At 45.6% G+C, this 16,166-nt stretch carries 14 protein-coding genes; 8 read left to right on the top strand and 6 right to left on the bottom strand.

The window, feature by feature from the left end; translation table 11 throughout:
- Positions 1-47: 47 nt before the first annotated feature.
- Together dacB and NY07_RS19665 are read right to left on the bottom strand one after the other, a co-directional pair.
- On the bottom strand, positions 48-1,538 hold the full coding sequence (dacB, locus tag NY07_RS16735) for a D-alanyl-D-alanine carboxypeptidase/D-alanyl-D-alanine endopeptidase (protein ID WP_181404210.1): 1,491 nt from the start codon (positions 1,536-1,538) through the stop codon (positions 48-50).
- A 48-nt stretch (positions 1,539-1,586) separates the two neighbouring features.
- A complete protein-coding gene (locus NY07_RS19665; protein ID WP_088904636.1) occupies positions 1,587-1,763 on the bottom strand; it encodes a hypothetical protein in 177 nt (58 codons plus the stop codon).
- Between the two features lie 228 nt (positions 1,764-1,991).
- Here NY07_RS19665 and NY07_RS16730 point away from each other — a divergent pair, with 228 nt between their 5' ends.
- From NY07_RS16730 to NY07_RS16710, 4 genes are all read left to right on the top strand, one after another.
- Positions 1,992-2,324: a DUF1904 domain-containing protein gene (locus NY07_RS16730; RefSeq protein ID WP_033540510.1), complete on the top strand. Its 333-nt coding sequence runs from the start codon at positions 1,992-1,994 to the stop codon at positions 2,322-2,324.
- An 11-nt stretch (positions 2,325-2,335) separates the two neighbouring features.
- The gene (pssA, locus tag NY07_RS16725) at positions 2,336-3,649 is read left to right on the top strand and encodes a CDP-diacylglycerol--serine O-phosphatidyltransferase (protein ID WP_033540509.1); all 1,314 of its coding nucleotides are present in this window, start codon (positions 2,336-2,338) and stop codon (positions 3,647-3,649) included.
- Between the two features lie 135 nt (positions 3,650-3,784).
- Complete coding sequence (locus NY07_RS16720) at positions 3,785-4,543, top strand: tRNA-uridine aminocarboxypropyltransferase (protein ID WP_033540508.1); 759 nt, start codon at positions 3,785-3,787, stop codon at positions 4,541-4,543.
- A gap of 412 nt (positions 4,544-4,955) precedes the next feature.
- The gene (locus NY07_RS16710; protein ID WP_033540506.1) at positions 4,956-6,389 is read left to right on the top strand and encodes a sulfotransferase; all 1,434 of its coding nucleotides are present in this window, start codon (positions 4,956-4,958) and stop codon (positions 6,387-6,389) included.
- Positions 6,390-6,498: 109 nt separating this feature from the next.
- On the opposite strand, the gene NY07_RS16705 is transcribed toward NY07_RS16710, so the two are convergent.
- The 4 genes from NY07_RS16705 to NY07_RS16690 form a co-directional block, all read right to left on the bottom strand.
- On the bottom strand, positions 6,499-7,584 hold the full coding sequence (locus NY07_RS16705) for a serine hydrolase domain-containing protein (RefSeq protein WP_373681771.1): 1,086 nt from the start codon (positions 7,582-7,584) through the stop codon (positions 6,499-6,501).
- Between the two features lie 265 nt (positions 7,585-7,849).
- On the bottom strand, positions 7,850-8,449 hold the full coding sequence (locus NY07_RS16700; RefSeq protein ID WP_033540504.1) for a response regulator transcription factor: 600 nt from the start codon (positions 8,447-8,449) through the stop codon (positions 7,850-7,852).
- A complete protein-coding gene (locus tag NY07_RS16695) occupies positions 8,431-10,389 on the bottom strand; it encodes a sensor histidine kinase (RefSeq protein ID WP_235363954.1) in 1,959 nt (652 codons plus the stop codon). Before NY07_RS16695 ends, NY07_RS16700 begins: the two co-directional genes overlap by 19 nt.
- A gap of 160 nt (positions 10,390-10,549) precedes the next feature.
- Entirely contained in the window at positions 10,550-11,722 is a 1,173-nt protein-coding gene (locus NY07_RS16690; RefSeq protein WP_081953864.1) for an FAD:protein FMN transferase, read from the bottom strand.
- 193 nt (positions 11,723-11,915) lie between these two features.
- On the opposite strand from NY07_RS16690, the gene NY07_RS16685 reads away from it, so the two are divergent.
- The 4 genes from NY07_RS16685 (at position 11,916) to NY07_RS16670 (ending at position 16,129) form a co-directional block, all read left to right on the top strand.
- Positions 11,916-13,268 (top strand): FMN-binding protein, encoded by a 1,353-nt coding sequence (locus NY07_RS16685; RefSeq protein WP_033540502.1) that lies wholly within the window; start codon positions 11,916-11,918, stop codon positions 13,266-13,268.
- A gap of 29 nt (positions 13,269-13,297) precedes the next feature.
- Complete coding sequence (locus NY07_RS16680) at positions 13,298-14,338, top strand: porin (protein ID WP_033540501.1); 1,041 nt, start codon at positions 13,298-13,300, stop codon at positions 14,336-14,338.
- 164 nt (positions 14,339-14,502) lie between these two features.
- The gene (locus tag NY07_RS16675) at positions 14,503-15,069 is read left to right on the top strand and encodes a GNAT family N-acetyltransferase (RefSeq protein ID WP_033540500.1); all 567 of its coding nucleotides are present in this window, start codon (positions 14,503-14,505) and stop codon (positions 15,067-15,069) included.
- A 139-nt stretch (positions 15,070-15,208) separates the two neighbouring features.
- Positions 15,209-16,129 (top strand): manganese-dependent inorganic pyrophosphatase, encoded by a 921-nt coding sequence (locus tag NY07_RS16670; RefSeq protein ID WP_033540499.1) that lies wholly within the window; start codon positions 15,209-15,211, stop codon positions 16,127-16,129.
- Positions 16,130-16,166: the final 37 nt, after the last annotated feature.

Genomic DNA, 16,166 nt, shown 5'->3' with positions numbered 1-16,166 from the left:
TTTAGCTAATAAAAACGCCTGAGGTGACGCATCATCTCGGGCGTTTTCTATTTTGAGCCTTCAACCGCAGCGCTTTCTTCGAGGTTAGTCGCTTTACTGCCTACTTGCTGCTTGGTATCAAAAAGACTCTGTAAAAATAGCGCGCTGAAGGGGGCTAGACTCTCCTTTTTGCTTTTGCTGCTCTGGCCGTTTTCCAGTACGACAAATAGGAGTTGCTGTTTATCATAGGTATTGAGGAAACCCGCTAAGTTGTCGACGCCTTGCATCGAACCCGTTTTAGCGGCGACTCTCGTTTTTAGAGGTGCCTGCCGATAACCTCGTTTGTAGGTCAAGGTGCCACTTACGCCAGCGACTGGAAGGAGGCCTATCAGTTCGTCAAATCGCTCATCTTTAGCGACCACAGTCAATACCTGCGCCAGTTGCTGGGCTGAAAGCAGATTATATCTGGATAGGCCCGAACCATCGATGATCTGTGCGTGGCTTAAGTCTATGCCTAAAGCCCCCAAAATAGCCTTAACGGCTTTCGCGCCGACAACAAAATTACCTGCCTGACGATAGTAGCTCGCGCCAATGGCTTTAAACAGGCTGTCGGCAATGAGATTGTCCGAGTCTTGTAGCATTACCTCTAAAAGCGCTGGCAAAGGTTTAGAATCATGGCTGGCTAATGTCGACAGCCCGGCGGGCAGGTGACTGGCCACAGCCAACTCACCTTTGAATTTGATGTTCGCTGTCTTTAATAGCTGCGCCATTGTCTGCTTAGCAAATAGGGCAGGGTCATCAACTGCAATGGCAAGGTTAAGCGGCTTATCGCCTGGGTAGCAACCACTCAGGTGGAAATGGTTATCAGGTAAGCGTGCCAGTCGAAGTTCGCAAAACGGCTCTTGCTGGGTTTTATCAAATTTAGCCGTGGTCGATACCTTGATGGGCTGGTAACGAGGAAACTTGAGTATGCTATCGTTACTCGCCAGTTTTGGTTTAAGTTGACCTTGCACGCAATTTTGATTAATGACGAAGCTAGAGACGGGCGCTGCGTAACAGATCCCCAGGTCGTCCCAGACCCATCCTGGTGCACGTGTCTGTTCATCCGATTCACCGGCAAGTAATAGATTGCCTTCAATTTGGCGTACTCCTTTATCGGCAAGCGCCTTGAGCAAGTCTCTCAGATTTTCTGTGGTTAAAGTGGGATCGCCGCTAAAGAGAAGATAGAGATCGCCTTTGAGAGTGCCCTGAATTACTTTTGCCTTGGATTGAAAACGCGTCGTAAAACGAAATTCATCACCTAATTGGGCTTTGGCCGCAAGTGCGGTAAGCAACTTCTGAGTGCTGGCGGGTAAGAGTAGCGTGTCTGCGTTATGTTGATAGATAAGTGTATCGCTAGCAAGATCTTTGGCGATTACGGCAACTTGGGAATGAGGTGGCGCAATCACTAACATGAGATTATCGTAATAGCCATCACCTTCGCTTGGGGCAGCACTGAGCGAGGGCATAAAGAGTAGTGCGCCTAAAACAGCGCCAGGTATCCCGATTTTCTTAAACATCGATGTCATTAACGTCCTTGTATAGTTGTCGAGGCTAAGTTGTCGCGGCTAGTCATCTTGCTGAGGCTCATCTTTTTCCATGAGTCGATAGAGACGCAAGGTGACATAGAGCACCAGAATGATAAACAGTGGCAGGACGAAAAACCCAAGCTGCGCTTTAAAGTGAAATATCCCCCACGCGGCTAGTAGCGTCACGGCCAGGGTTAATAAAATCTTTTTATTCATGTTGAGACCTTATATTTTCTGAGCCTGGCATTATATCGTGTTTTGCGATGCGTCGACGTGACTTAAATAAGAATTAAGCTTTAGGCGCCTAACAACCACGCATTTATCATCATTCTGTTTAATTTTAACGCGCTTTTGGGCTTAGACATTAGCCTGAAACAGAAAAGCCTTGCTCCAAACCACTTAAATCGGTAATTTCTACCCCTTAAGATTTGGGACGGGGCCAGTATGCCACACATTCGTATGCGCGGTTTACCGCAAGAAGCGGTATGCACTATGAGTAATACTTTACTCGATACACTCGCCGAAACATGTCAGCTAAAGCCTGAGAGCTTTACCTTAGATTGGGTACCTAGCATTAGTTATCGAGGCGGCGCACAAGACAATCATTTTGTGCAGGTCGAAGTGCTTTGGTTCGCCAAAGATCCCAATACACGTCATACAGTAGAGCAGAACATTCGTCAGGCCATATTCGCTGTACATTCGCCTGTTAAACATATCTCAATCATGTTTCAGGCATTAACGCCTGACTGCTACTACCGTGATGGTCACCATTTTTAAAGGAGGATACCTTGCTGGATAAGCTAGGTGGCATAGCGTTACCGACCGATGCAATTCGTTGGTTGCTGACGCCTTCGGCGCTAAAAGCCGAATTACTCTCACAGATCGCTAAGGCTAAGAAAGCCATCACTATTGCTGCGCTTTATCTAGAAGATGATGAGGCAGGCAGAGAGGTGTTAGGCGCGCTTATGGCCGCAAAAGCAGCGCGCCCTGAACTCGATATCACGGTATTGGTGGATTTTCACCGAGCGCGACGCGGACTGATCGGCCATAAAGGCGATAGCGGTAATTACCTCATGTATCAAGAGGTGGTGAACAGTGCTGAGCATCCCATTAGTATTTTGGGGGTACCGGTAAAGTCGAGAGAGTTTATGGGGGTTCTCCATCTCAAAGGATTTATCATTGACGATACCGTGATCTATAGCGGCGCGAGTTTGAATAACATCTACCTGCATCAGGGGGATCGTTATCGTTTCGATCGTTACCACGTGATTGAGTCGGCTGAGTTAGCCAGTTCAATGCGAGAGATGGTCTTTGAGTATATCGTTAAAGATAAAGCGGTCACTTCGCTTACTCAGGACAGAGCAAACGAACAGTTGCCAGAGAAAAATGATGTCCGCAGTCTAAAGCAGCGATTGGCAAAAGCTAAGTATCGCTATCATTCGACTAAGACCGGTAATCGCATCACACCTGTTGTTGGCCTTGGGCGTAAGAAAAATAAGCTGAACAAATTGGTTATCGATCTGGTATCTCAATCTCAACGTTCGCTATTTATCTGCACACCTTACTTTAACCCGCCTTATATTCTTTCCAGGGCCTTAGCCAAACATCTACGTAAAGGAAAGCGGATAGATATTGTGGTTGGCGATAAAACCGCAAATGATTTTTATATTCCACCGGAAGAGAAATTTTCAACCATAGGGGCGTTGCCCTATATGTATGAACAGTCGCTGCGCAAGTTTGCCAAGCGCCAGCAGTGGGCCATCGACGAGGGCCTGCTGAATATCCACCTGTGGAAACATGGGCGAAATAGCTATCACCTGAAAGGGATTAGCGCAGATGATCAGTGCCACCTGATCACCGGCTCAAACTTGAATCCGCGAGCCTGGGCGTTAGATCTTGAAAACGGCTTGTTGCTTCAAGATGAAACCAACGCTTGGACAGAGCAGTTTAAGCAGGAGCAGGCACACATACTCGAGCATACAGAGCGTTTATACCATTACAGTCAGATAGATACCTTACACAGCTATCCTAAGCCGGTTCGCAAAATCATGAACCGTATTAGGCGCCTTAGAGCCGACTTTCTGTTACGTCGCATTCTGTAATGGTGTGACTCGGGTAAAAAAGGCGAACAACAAGGTTCGCCTTTTCGCTTTCTGTCTGACTCCCCGGCGGTCTACAATTACCTATCGTCGATTAACTTAGTTGTTAGTGATTTTATAAATTTTCCAGGTGAACACATGGCGTTTTTGCCCCACGCAGTACATCAGCGTTATCAATATCGAAAAGCGATTTCGACTCGGCCCTATAATGCACGAGGTAAAAATCTCGACCGATGTGAAGCTTGTTTACTCGCAAAAACCTACTGCACCTGCGATGAAAGGCAAATGCTCGACTCAAACTTAAGCTTTTTGCTGATCATGTATGATGATGAGGTATTAAAGCCGAGCAACTCAGGCAGGTTGATCGCCGATATGATCCCAGATACCCACGCCTTTATTTGGAATCGGACTCTAACCAACAATAAAATGTTAAAGCTGCTGGAAACCGATGAATATCAGCCTTATCTGGTGTTTCCAAGTGAATATGCCATGCCCGGACAAAGCGTGGTACGTGATACTCATCTGCCACAACACATACAGCAACATCAAAAACGGCCTCTGTTCGTGCTGCTGGACGGAAGTTGGCGTGAGGCGATTAAGATGTTCAATAAGAGCACTTACCTGCATCATCTGCCGATATTATCCTTCGCACCCGATGCAGCCGCTCGCTATGGGCTGCGTAAGGGCAGTCGAGATTTTCAACTAGGCACAGCGGAAGTCGCCAGCTTAGTATTAAGCGCCGCAGGAGAGGAGCGCAATGCCAATAGCCTATCGGCTTGGTTTTCGCTCTTTATCGAGTCCTCTCTTTACAGCCGCAGCCGCAAGAGTACCCAAGACTTAACGCCGCTCGACACTCTAAAACAAGCTTTTCGAGACTCTTTAGCGACAATGAAATAGTCGGCGCAGGTTTTGCGCAGGCAGCAATAGTTTCTTATAGTTAACAGATAGCCTCTTTAGATGAGGGGCGTTACCTCTCAGACTAAGGAGTTGCTATGTTTCGACTTTTACTCGTATGCAGCTTATTAGCGCTACTGCTCACCCCCTCAAATTTTGATCTTCGTTATGGCCATCTCATCGAGTTAGAGCCCACAGAACTCAGCTATAACCGGTATCAGGCAATCTACTTTTGTAAACAAAATCGATGGGCATTTTGTCAAAGCTGGGGCGATTTAGCGGTGACCAGGCTCGCCTGATAACTCTTTGCTAGGCGCCATCTGCAGATAGTCATATGTATAAAATCATATACAACAAGTGCTTAACATGGCTTAATGGACATACTGCTTTAAAACTGTCGTTATAAAGGTTGCCCTTGTCTTCTTTATCACAAGCCCAGGATTATCTTGCTAAAGGCGAATATCTGGCCGCGAGCAGACTCTTTAATGAAGCGCTCAAACAACCGCTTTCCGAACACGAGAAGGGCTTGACCTACCTTGGACTCGGTGAGCTGGCCTTGCTCCAAGGCGATGCTAGAGACGCCGAGCAGCTGATCAATAAAGCCTGTGGCTACTTGTCAGGCGAAACCATACCACTTGAACTACTGGCTAGAGCCTACAATCTGCTTGGCGACCACGAAGATGCGCTAATGGTGCTCAATTATGCTAATCAGATAGCGCCAGACTCTGCCGAACTTAGGTATCAACTTGGTGTGCAACAGGTACTGATGGGGGAGCCCATTCAGGCCAAGAGTCATTTTCTATTAGCCTTAAACGACCTGCTCACAGATGTGGCTAAACAGGGCTCGAACGAGACGGCTACCCAATCCCCTGTGGTCATAATGGAGACTGAAGTAGTTGCTCTCGGCTTAGATTGCCTGCTGGCATTGGCGCGCCTTGGTCACCTGGTCACAGATAGACGCGATGAACTAATAGGCCTGCTGACTTACCTAAAACGCGCGAATACTCTAACCGACGCTTGTTCATTGTCTATGAAAGTGAAGCTTTCCTACGCCGAAGCGCAGTTGCAAAGCATATATAACCAGCAAGATGCGACACCTTACTTTGAGTCAGCCAATAAACTTCAGCACAGCTTCACGCCTCGTAGCACAGAAGAGCAGATCCTTGTCAGCCAATCGGTGAGGGGGTTTATCTCGCCAGACAGCTTAGTGCTGCAAGCAAATGCTAATCAATTTAGTCCAATATTTGTCATCGCTTTGCCATTAGGTGGCTTTCAAATACTCACGAAAACATTGTTATCCATGGGTAATTGTCATGTTTATCAAGAGGCGTCATCCGCAACACAAACAGTGTTAGACGAGGCCTATAGATTGACGGCTAAACATTATCCGCGCTGCGTCCTAGATCTTAATCAAGTTCAATTGAATGAGCTTGCCGAGCGCTATTTTGTAAAGCTCTCCCAGATGCAAAGTAGTGAAGGTAGGTTAGCCCTAGATAATATGGGAGATGAAGAGTCGGTAGGACCTTTTATTAAACTTAGCGCAGCCGACGTGCAAGTCCTACCGCTATTGATGAAGTTATTTCCGCAAGCCAGGGTAATACACCTTAATCGAGAGTTAGCTCCTCATACCCAAGAGGTGATGCAGCACTATTTCGCAAACAGTCCAGCTTATCTGTGTGACGCTAAAGAGTTTGCCGCCTTTCGGGACGAATACCTTGAGCTTGTCGGTTGTTGGAAGGCGCTGATGCCCGACAGTTTTTTAACACTGAACGTCGAGGATCTCGCTTTGTCGCCTAAGGAAAGTCAGGATCTGCTTTTCGAATTTTGTAACAAGAGCAAAGAGGGATGAGGGCAGGAATATGACGCCCTCATCAAAAGTTATCCTTTATCTATGACGCCTTCTTTCATTGGGAAAATGCTGTTGGTCCCTTAGGCGCAGGCCGGATAGAGGTAGGCATTTAACTGTCACGCTTTTGCTGTGCAAAAACCTCTTTCCAGAACTTTGCACCGAGCTCACTGATCACTCGCGACTCGCCGTTAAGTAGCATTGCCATACCTAAATCAAGTTCAGGTGAATATGCCACTTCAGCAACATATCCCGCCACCCAGCCAGCATGATAAATCAGCTTATGACCGTTAAATTGATAAATTCGCCAACCTTTACCGTAATGGGCATCGTCAAGGTAAGGAGTCCAGTCACGCCGGCGTAGCTCTTTGCTGGTTCGCACACCCGGTGTGGTGACATCTTCAAGTACGCGCGGTGAGATCACCTCTGGTTTGTGGCCCATGTTGGCGACCAACCATTTTGCAATATCCTTGATACTGGCATTCACGCCAGCGGCAGGAGCCAGTTGGTAGTAATTAGGTTTGACCTGAACCTGTTTAAAACCATATCGCGTTTTGATATGAGGCTCGGCGCGATTAGGCGTCTGAGTAAAAGCGTCATATCCAATTGATGCCGTATCCATGGCTAGCGGTGTAAACAGTCTATTTTTAAGCAAAGACTCGTAGCTTTTACCGCTTTCGCGTTCAATTGCTTGTTCAATAAACGAAAAGGCTACGTTTTGATAGCTATAACAGATACCGGGGGCGCAGATGGGGGAGAGTTCGCTAAATTTGGGGATGATCTTATCTAGCGCCACGTTTGCGTTAACCAAGTTGTCGTAGCTATTTGGCATCAGACCCGTACTTTGGCCTATGATGTGCCCCAGGGTGATCGCCTTACTCTGAGCAGGCTCCGCTAAAGAAAACTCTGGTAGATACTGATTAATCGGTTGCTGCCAACTGAGTTGATGTTCATGCACCAACTGACTGGCCAATGTGCCCGCAAAGGTTTTTGATACAGACGCAAGTCGAAATACAGTATCGGCATCAATTTTCTTATTTCTGCCTTGCTGACGTTTACCATAGGTGCCAAGTTTGACAATGTTGGTACCTTGAACGATCACAAAGGCGCCACCAGGCACCTTTTCTTGCTTTAGGCTCTGTTTGAACTGTTTTGCGAAACGCTCACTCAAGGTGTTGGCAGAGAGTGATTGGGCCAAAGATGTTTGAATAAAAAAGAGAGAACTGGCAAATACTAGACTTGTTAAGAGCGGCTTAGGAGACATGAAAATTTAAATATCCGTTATTATAATTGCGGTTTTGCTCAAGCTTTGAAAATGAAGGCTCGCTGCCATCACATCATAGTAACTGCGTCTCTCTAAAGATGTAAGGTTTCGCTTGTAGTTTTGATGCTCATAACGACTAAATTTAGAGTAACCTTTTAATAATCATAGGGATACTTTTATGCACTCAGCAATCAATCGATTAACTCTTGTGCAGCGCCGTTAAATAGGCCAACTCAGCAACGTTACTCACTTGCATTTTTTGCATCACTTTTTGACGGTGAAGCTCGACGGTTCGCTGGGCCACATTCAGTTCTGCGGCAATGACTTTATTAAGCTTGCCAGCTAACACATAGTTCATGACTTGCTGCTCCCGCGGGCTTAACAGTGCAAGACGTTGAGCGATACAGAGTTTCAACGCCTGACGTTCAAAAGCGTGCTGGGTCGCTTGCTTAGCCTTTATCAATAAATCGAGTAATTTATCTCCGTCAGCTGGTTTTTCTAAAAAATCTAACGCGCCTTGTTGTATCGCCTGAACCGCCATCGAAATCGTACCGTGACCCGTTAACATGATCACGCTCAGTGGGCTGCCTTGCTGGCCAATATGTTGTAGCAGTTCGATACCATCCATACCGGGCATCTGAATATCCAAGATGGCAACACCTGGTTGTTGCAGGTCGACCTTTGCGAGGAAACTATCTGCGTTTAAAAAGGTCTCAGGGCTATAGCCCATCCCCTCAAGCATCCAATGTAGGGAGTCCAAAACGTCTTGATCATCATCGACTAAATAGAGCTTACACATCGAGCCTCCTTAAGGGGCAGTGTGACGACTATGGTTAGGCCAGTGTCGAAATGAGGAAATTGCTTTCCAAAATCTTGCACTAGCGGTTCTTTGTTTACTACGGTGTGGTTATTAAAGGCGCGGATCTTACCGCCATGCTCCTCTATGATGCGCTTGCAGACTACCATTCCCAACCCCAGGCCATTAGCCTTAGATGTTTCAAAGGGAAAAAACAAGCGCTTTAATGCCGCGTCACTTAGGCCTGTGCCTGCGTCACTGACGGTAATGATGGCATTGTCAGCATCATTAGTAATCGCGATGGCAAGTTGTGGCTCGGGACACTCTTCCATGGCATCTAATGAGTTACGTAGCAAATTGACAAAGACCTGCTGCATTAGACTGGCATCGACATTAACCGTCAGTGGCCATAAGAAAAGCTGAGGTTTGAGGCTTATCCGATTAAAGTCAGGTTGCATTAAATTGAGTGTATCTTCGATAAGCTCTTTAAGATCATTATCTTGGTAAACACTCGGTTGCTGGCAAAACTGCCGAAAGCGCTTTATGGTATTTTGCGCTCGGTCTACCTGTTGTAACATCTTGCTCAGCGCATGCTTTAGGTCGGTCTGCGTATCGGTCAATCGGTAGATACTTCCTTGGGCCAAATAGCGAATGCCTGCCAGAGGTTGATTGAGCTCATGAGCAATCCCTGAGGCCATTTCACCGGTTAATAGAATGCGTTGAGCTCTGTAAAACTGTTTTTGTTGTTCAAAGAGGGCCTTTTGGGTGTTTTCATGTTGGGTCATTTCATCACTAAGTGCCTGAGTTCGTTTTATTACCAATCTTTTTACCCTAAGGTGATGAAAGTAACCAAGCAGCAAGATGATAGCGACCACCAGGACCCACGGAATCGCCTTTTCTACCAGTCGCTGCCAGTTTGTGACGAATGGCCAACGCTCTAGGCGTTTTAAAAGGCTAAATACCTGACTATCCTCAACGGGAACAGACCAGTTAAGATAACGCCCGATCTTAGCCTCTTGATCGTCTTGATTGATATCGAGTAGTGCACGTACTATTTGGCGTGCAATTTGATGTTCGGTATTACCTAACTTTGAGAAGGCATAACCCGGGTAGAGGGAGCCCGAAGTTTGGCAGTTAAATCCTTGGTGAAATTGCGGCAACAGCACATGAAACTCTTCCTCTGTAACCTTTTTCTGAGAGACTAACGATTCGAGCACGCAACTGGGCAAAATGGCCACATCGGCACTGCCGTCTTGCAAATAATTGACTAATTTCTCTTGAGGAAATCCGACAAATTTGAGGTTTTTAAGATCCTTATAAGGGTTGATGCCTTGATCGATCAGTTCACCGGCAAAGATTTGAAAGCCACCAAATGCATTGGGATCCGAAGATACAAGCTTCAGCCGCTTGAGATCCTGTAACGTATCGATATTAAGTGAGCGCTTAGCAATCAACGCAGTTCCAACGGCTTGCTCAGGATTAGCATGCTTGAGGGGCACAAGCGTTAGTAGATGACTGACACCATAGTCTTTTTTTAAAGCCACTGTGATAAGTGCGTTACCTATGATGAAATCAAGGGCATTATTTGACACTCTTTCAACCAGCTGATCAGGTCTAAGGGGGATCAATATCAGGTCGATACCGGTTTGCGCTGACACTCTGGCTAAAGAGGGGGCCCATCGCTGATAAACGATATCAGGATCGGCAAAAGCAAGTGCCCCTACGGTATATGTTTGCCCCTTGTTGCTAGCATCTGTAGGTGTGACGCCATTAGCCATAACGACATTAACCTGGCTAGCCAGCAAGAAGAGCAGTAAACCTACGCCCCCAATGTTACGCAATCTAGCATTCAGGTACTTGATGGCTAGGATTTTTCCGAATCGACACCCACGGCGACTTTGAGTATCGTTGAAAATGCTGCTATATGACCACGGGTATTTCATAGGCTTATCTAGATGCGAAACAATAGGCTAATTATGACTGATTATTTTGCAATGTTTTAATCTATTGAGTTTCTATGGTGATCTTGTTCACAACAGCTATAAGTTTGCGGAAAACCACTATAGCTATTTAATAAAATAAACCTTGCTTTTAATTTTGATCTTATTCAAGTTTATATTTATTAAAGTCAGATGAGGTTATTTTGTCGCCTTCTTTATTTAAATACCAAACTGCCTCAATCCAGGGCTGGCTATTGACATATTTTAAACCTTGCTCAATCGGCATTAGAAACAACATGGTAGAAATAACATCGGCATATATATGTTCGCTCGATAGTATGACAGTCACCGCAACACCTTCTTTTTCTGGATAAAGGGTGTTGGGATCAATAATGTGATGATACTGCTTACCATTAACCTCGAAATATCTCAAATAGTTACCGCTACTTACCACGGTGAGATTCTGGCCACTGATTATTTCATGGTAGCGCCCTTGCTGGGTTTGGCATTTTTGTAGGGTAAATTCACTCTGTTTGCAAACAGGGTCTTCGATGGCCGTGATAAAGTCGCGACCGCTGGGATGTTGTCCGTAGTGTCGAATGTTGCCACCTGCATTGATCACGAATCGAGTCGCGCCGTCACGCCTCAGCTGATCAAACAGTTTTTCTACCATCCAACCTTTGGCAATACCACCAAGATCGAGGCTCATCCCCGCTGCCAGCGTAACAGTGTTGGCCTGCTTGTCTAAGGAGATGTTATTGATATCGATATATTGCGCAGCATTTTTCAAAGACTGCTCGCTCGGCAGTTCGCACGCATCAGGGCTTTTCAGGCACTTAAAACGTTTCTCTCGCCAAAGATCGATAACGGGCGATAGAGCGACATTAAAATAGCCCTGGCTCTTGCGATGCCACTCAATGGCGGTTGCTATTAAATCAACGAGTTGAGCGTCAATGTGGTGCGTGGCCGTAGGAGATTCATTTATAGTCTTTATGTTGGTTAAATGGGGGTAGGTAGCATAATTGGATGCCAAATAGTGATAGTCCTGTATGACGGATAAGGCGTTGCACAGTGTGGCCTCGGTAAGCTCTGTGGCGGCTTGGTAGAGGGTAACACTGATGGAGGTACCAAAATAGTTCAACGTCGTTAGTGTGGCGCGATCTTCTTCCATATCAATGAGTGCATTACCATGGCATTGATAAAACTTTTCCAATACCTGTGGCGAATATTTTTCTTTGGCTAAAACAACGGCAGTTCCGTCTATTTCAGCTGTATAACCCATTGCTGAGAAAAGTATGGTTATAACGAAATTAATTAACAAAAATATATTTTTCATTCGTCAAAATAATAAGTGTGCGATGACTGATTATTAGCATGAGGTGAGTTTTATTAAAAAACAACTGCGTTATTTTGTTACCTGGTTCAAAGTTATTAACGTTGCTGTCTTAAACTACGGTTTTCCGCAGTTGCCGCCAATTATTTAAGGCTTACCCTGATAAATAACTTTAAGCAGTACAGGTAATAATAAAATGGCAATGTCCAAGAAGTTTAAAAAAAGTCTTATTGTTTCAACTATTGGTTTGGCAACACTATCTGCCCTAGGGTGCGCCTCACAAGCCACTCAGGGGAAGTATGTTGATGGTGTTCATCAGGTACAGGCAAAAGGAAAGAAAAGCCAGATTGTTTTAGAAGTAAAAGTGGAACACGGTGAGATAGTCGATATCAAAACTAAGTCCCACAAAGAAACCGAGTCACTTTATCTTAATGCTGAACGCCTGCTTCCTAAGATCGTTAAAAACAATGGTCATGAAGGTATAGATGCAGTGTCCGGCGCAACCTATTCTTCTAACGGTATCTTAAGAGCTGTTAACGACTTACCGCGCAGCAGTGGCATTCAACCTAAGTACGTTACTGTGGGTTCAAAAGAGGAGCAGGGCGGCGACGATTTTAAACTAAAGTGGTCGATACAACCTAAATTGGGCTTGCTCGTTGGTGACTATTATTACGAGGAGGCACGATTCAGACAGGGCCACATGGGCAGTATGACCATAGTGACCAATAGCCAGGATAAAGATGATGTGATCTTGGCTGAATTTAATGAAAGCGGTCGTCCAAATTACTATACCCGCCTGTATCAAGACGTACCTAAACGCATGTCTGAGTATAACTTCACCATGGGCAAGAAGAAAGGAACGGCATGGGTACAGTCTGCATTAACCATGGAAAAACTCATGGTTGAGCAGAATAAATTGACCTTTGAGCCAAACCCTAATCATGATCCCAAGTTGGCCAATAAGTTAAAGGAACCTAATCGACTCAGATACTTAGGCATAGATATTGTTGCTGGTGCTTCCAACAGTATTCAACAATCTATGATCCCGCTAACGGCAAAGATCCATCATCGTATTCAAGGTGAAGGCAGCACTCTTAAGTTTTATCAGTTGGCCGAGAAAGTGCTTGATGAAAAGGGGCAGTGGACTGGCGTCACAGCCATGTTACGCCTAGTGGTAGATCCAGCTTCCAAGCAGATTGTTAAAGCGCATTTTGACGAGATCTTTGCCGACGAAAAGGCTCAGATACAGGATGCTTCGCTGAAAAAATTCTATCGCCAATCCAAGTATGACTCAATTAACTATTCAGAGCCGGCGCGCATAGGTTTCAACGTGATGATCGATGCCCTTAACACGCATCTGCAGGCTGGCGGCTCACTGTTCGATATCAATGACTTGCCAGCAACCGGTGATACAGGTAACTACGCCGCCACCGGTTTTACTAAACGTTCTAGCTCTTGGGATCTCTATCTAGATCAAGCGGAAAAACTTTATAACAAGATGCGTCTAGATGGTGTGATAGCCGAGCATAAGCATCCTGCATCTAAATAACAACACTTAGTCCAAAAGAGATGATGATCATGAAAACTTTCACATTAACATTGTTAGCCACTAGCCTGTTTGTCGCCCCTCAGGTCATAGCCGAAGAACTTGTCGATTTTTATGGCCGACTCGATTACTCGGTGACTCATTCCGATAGTGGTAGTGCGACTCATACCGGTAAAAACGGTACTATTCTTGAAAATAACTTCAGCCGTATAGGGATTAAAGGACAGACTGCGCTGGTCGCAGACTGGTCACTATTTTACAAAGTTGAAGTTGGGGTGAATGGTGCATCCCAAGATAAAGGTAACAACCCTTTTTCTGCCCGTCCGACTTTTATTGGCTTTAAACATCCTAAGGCGGGGCAGTTAGCAATCGGCCGCATCGATCCTGTGTTTAAAATGAGTAAAGGTTTTGCCGATGCGTTTGACAACTATAGTCTAAAGCATGATCGGCTAATGCCTGGTGATAAGCGTCACGGTGACTCGTTAGAATACAAGAGTCCTAAGTGGAACAAGCTGCAATTAGGTGTTAGCTACCTGATGGAAGACAATTACTTTAACGACTCTGATCTGCGTAAAGATAACGGTAACTATCAAATTGCGGTGACCTATGCAGATAAGTTCTTTAAAACCAGTAATTTTTACTTGGGCGTCGCCTATTCAGACGGTATCGAAGACATTAAAGCAACCCGTTTAGTGGGTCATGTTAAGCTCAATAAATTAAAGCTAGGCACCATTATTCAACAAACTGAACTTGTTAACCCAACTAAAACACATTATCAAGAGCGTGATGGCGTCGGTTATATCGTAAGCGCAACCTATCAGATTGAACAACTATTGTTGAAGGCTCAATATGGTAGCGATGATTCGGGTACAGGTAAAATTGCGGGTCGCGTATATAGTGCACTTGGCGAGTCAACAGCTGTCGTACCTGAAGTGTCTCAATGGGCAGTTGGTGCTGAGTACCGTTTATCTAACTCTGCTCGTATCCATACAGAGATAGGTCAATTTGATGTGAAGCAATACGAAGACTTTGATGACACTGTTGTGAGCTTAGGTTTACGTTACGACTTCTAGTTTTACCACCATCTAAAATTCTCCCCCGGCGCATGGAAGCGCCATTATCGCTCCCTCTCGTTTGTTGTCCCTTCATTGCTCTGCGTCCTTGCTGGTGTTTATCAAAAGTGGCTATCATAACCCGCTGACTAAAATGAAAAGCACTAATCATAACAAGGAGTCCTATGCACATTGAAAACAGCAAGCGTTTGCGCTTTGAGCTAGTCACGCAAGAAGATGCACAGTTACTGTTTAATCTTAACCAAGACCCTGAGGTGATGCGTTATATTAGCGGCGGCAAGCCATCGACCATGGCAGAAATCCAAGATTATTTTATGCCCCGAATCCATGGCTTCACAAATAGCGACACTGGTTGGGGGTTATGGAAAGTCTTTACCCTTGATGGCCAATTAGCGCCTAACGACTGCTTTATTGGTTGGATTTTAGTAAGACCCATGGATTTTTATAGCGACAGTCCCAAAACAAACGATCTTGAGATCGGTTGGCGCTTTATGCAGTCTGCCTGGGGCAAGGGGTATGCAACCGAGGCAGCGAAAGCCGTGTGTCAGGCACTGGTTGAACAAGCCTCTGTCATCGGTCAGCCTATCAGCCATTTTAGCGCTATCACCGATCCTGCTAACAGCGGTTCGATAAACATCATGACCAAGCTTGGTATGGAATATATTAAAAACGATAGGGTCGAGACGCCTGACGGTGAGGTTGAGGTGGTCGAATATCGTATGCCAGCCTAAAAAACTGTGCCTTAAATGGGATGAGAAATAGTATGAACCGCCGTATTAGACGAGCGTCTAATTAATTAAAGGCAGGGGAGTAATGTAAATTGATTTTCATTTTGGTAAAATGCCGCAAAATTTAATGTGAGAGTTAACTATGCCAATGTACGTTGTGGGACATAAGATCCCTGATTCAGATTCAATTTGTGGTGCGATTGCGCTGGCTTATCTAAAAAACCAGATCGGTGAAGAAGCAATTGCCGCAAGACTTGGTGAGCCTTCACCTGAAACCGCCTTTATCCTGGATCGCTTTGGTTTCGAAGCACCGCTATATAAAGAGCACTACGCCGGAGAGCAGGTTTATATCGTTGACCACTCTGAGCTGACTCAGGCACCAGATGATATTGCACAAGCTACTATTGTCGGTATCGTCGATCACCACAAGCTGGGCGATTTAACCACCTCTACACCTCTTGAGTGTTGGATCCGTCCAGTAGGTTGCAGTAACACAGTTATCAAGATGATGTACGATTTCTACAACGTCGAGATCCCAAAAGATATCGCCGGTATCATGATGTGCGCCATCTTAAGTGATACGGTTATCTTTAAGTCTCCTACTTGCACCACAGCCGATATCAAGTGTGTCGAAGCCTTAGCAGAAATTGCCGGAATCGAAGATTACAAAGCGCTGGGAATGGAGATGTTCAAGGTTAAGTCGGCCGTTGAAGGCACGCCTGCACGTGATCTTGTGATGCGCGACTTTAAAGACTTCAACATGAACGGAAACCTTGTTGGTATCGGTCAGCTTGAGGTGATTGACCTGTCTGTTTTTGACAGCGTCAAGGCAGAACTTGAAGCCGATATCGCCGCGCTTAAGGCAGAAGGTAATCGTCACAGCGTTCTATTGCTGCTGACAGATATCATGAAAGAAGGCTCTGAAGTGCTTGTGGTTTCAGACGATGCCGATCTTACTGAGCGTGCTTACGGTAAAGCCAGTGAGAATGGCCGCGTTTGGCTAGATGGTGTGTTAAGTCGTAAGAAGCAGGTGGTGCCACCACTGCAAGACGCTTTCGCTTAATGCTATAAAAAAAGGTTCATCGCGGCTTTCCGGGGAA

The sequence above is a fragment of the Shewanella sp. ECSMB14101 genome, assembly GCF_000773485.1.
Lineage (GTDB): Bacteria > Pseudomonadota > Gammaproteobacteria > Enterobacterales > Shewanellaceae > Shewanella > Shewanella marisflavi.
This window is presented reverse-complemented; position numbering and strand designations above follow the sequence as displayed.

Excerpts from the sequence above, each read along its gene's own strand:
- dacB (WP_181404210.1), bottom strand. The coding sequence starts at position 1,538 with ATGTTTAAGAAAATCGGGATACCTGGCGCTGTTTTAGGCGCACTACTC.
- NY07_RS19665 (WP_088904636.1), bottom strand. The coding sequence starts at position 1,763 with ATGAATAAAAAGATTTTATTAACCCTGGCCGTGACGCTACTAGCCGCG.
- NY07_RS16730 (WP_033540510.1), top strand. The coding sequence starts at position 1,992 with ATGCCACACATTCGTATGCGCGGTTTACCGCAAGAAGCGGTATGCACT.
- NY07_RS16720 (WP_033540508.1), top strand. The coding sequence starts at position 3,785 with ATGGCGTTTTTGCCCCACGCAGTACATCAGCGTTATCAATATCGAAAA.
- NY07_RS16700 (WP_033540504.1), bottom strand. The coding sequence starts at position 8,449 with ATGTGTAAGCTCTATTTAGTCGATGATGATCAAGACGTTTTGGACTCC.
- NY07_RS16695 (WP_235363954.1), bottom strand. The coding sequence starts at position 10,389 with ATGAAATACCCGTGGTCATATAGCAGCATTTTCAACGATACTCAAAGT.
- NY07_RS16690 (WP_081953864.1), bottom strand. The coding sequence starts at position 11,722 with ATGAAAAATATATTTTTGTTAATTAATTTCGTTATAACCATACTTTTC.
- NY07_RS16685 (WP_033540502.1), top strand. The coding sequence starts at position 11,916 with ATGGCAATGTCCAAGAAGTTTAAAAAAAGTCTTATTGTTTCAACTATT.
- NY07_RS16680 (WP_033540501.1), top strand. The coding sequence starts at position 13,298 with ATGAAAACTTTCACATTAACATTGTTAGCCACTAGCCTGTTTGTCGCC.
- NY07_RS16675 (WP_033540500.1), top strand. The coding sequence starts at position 14,503 with ATGCACATTGAAAACAGCAAGCGTTTGCGCTTTGAGCTAGTCACGCAA.
- NY07_RS16670 (WP_033540499.1), top strand. The coding sequence starts at position 15,209 with ATGCCAATGTACGTTGTGGGACATAAGATCCCTGATTCAGATTCAATT.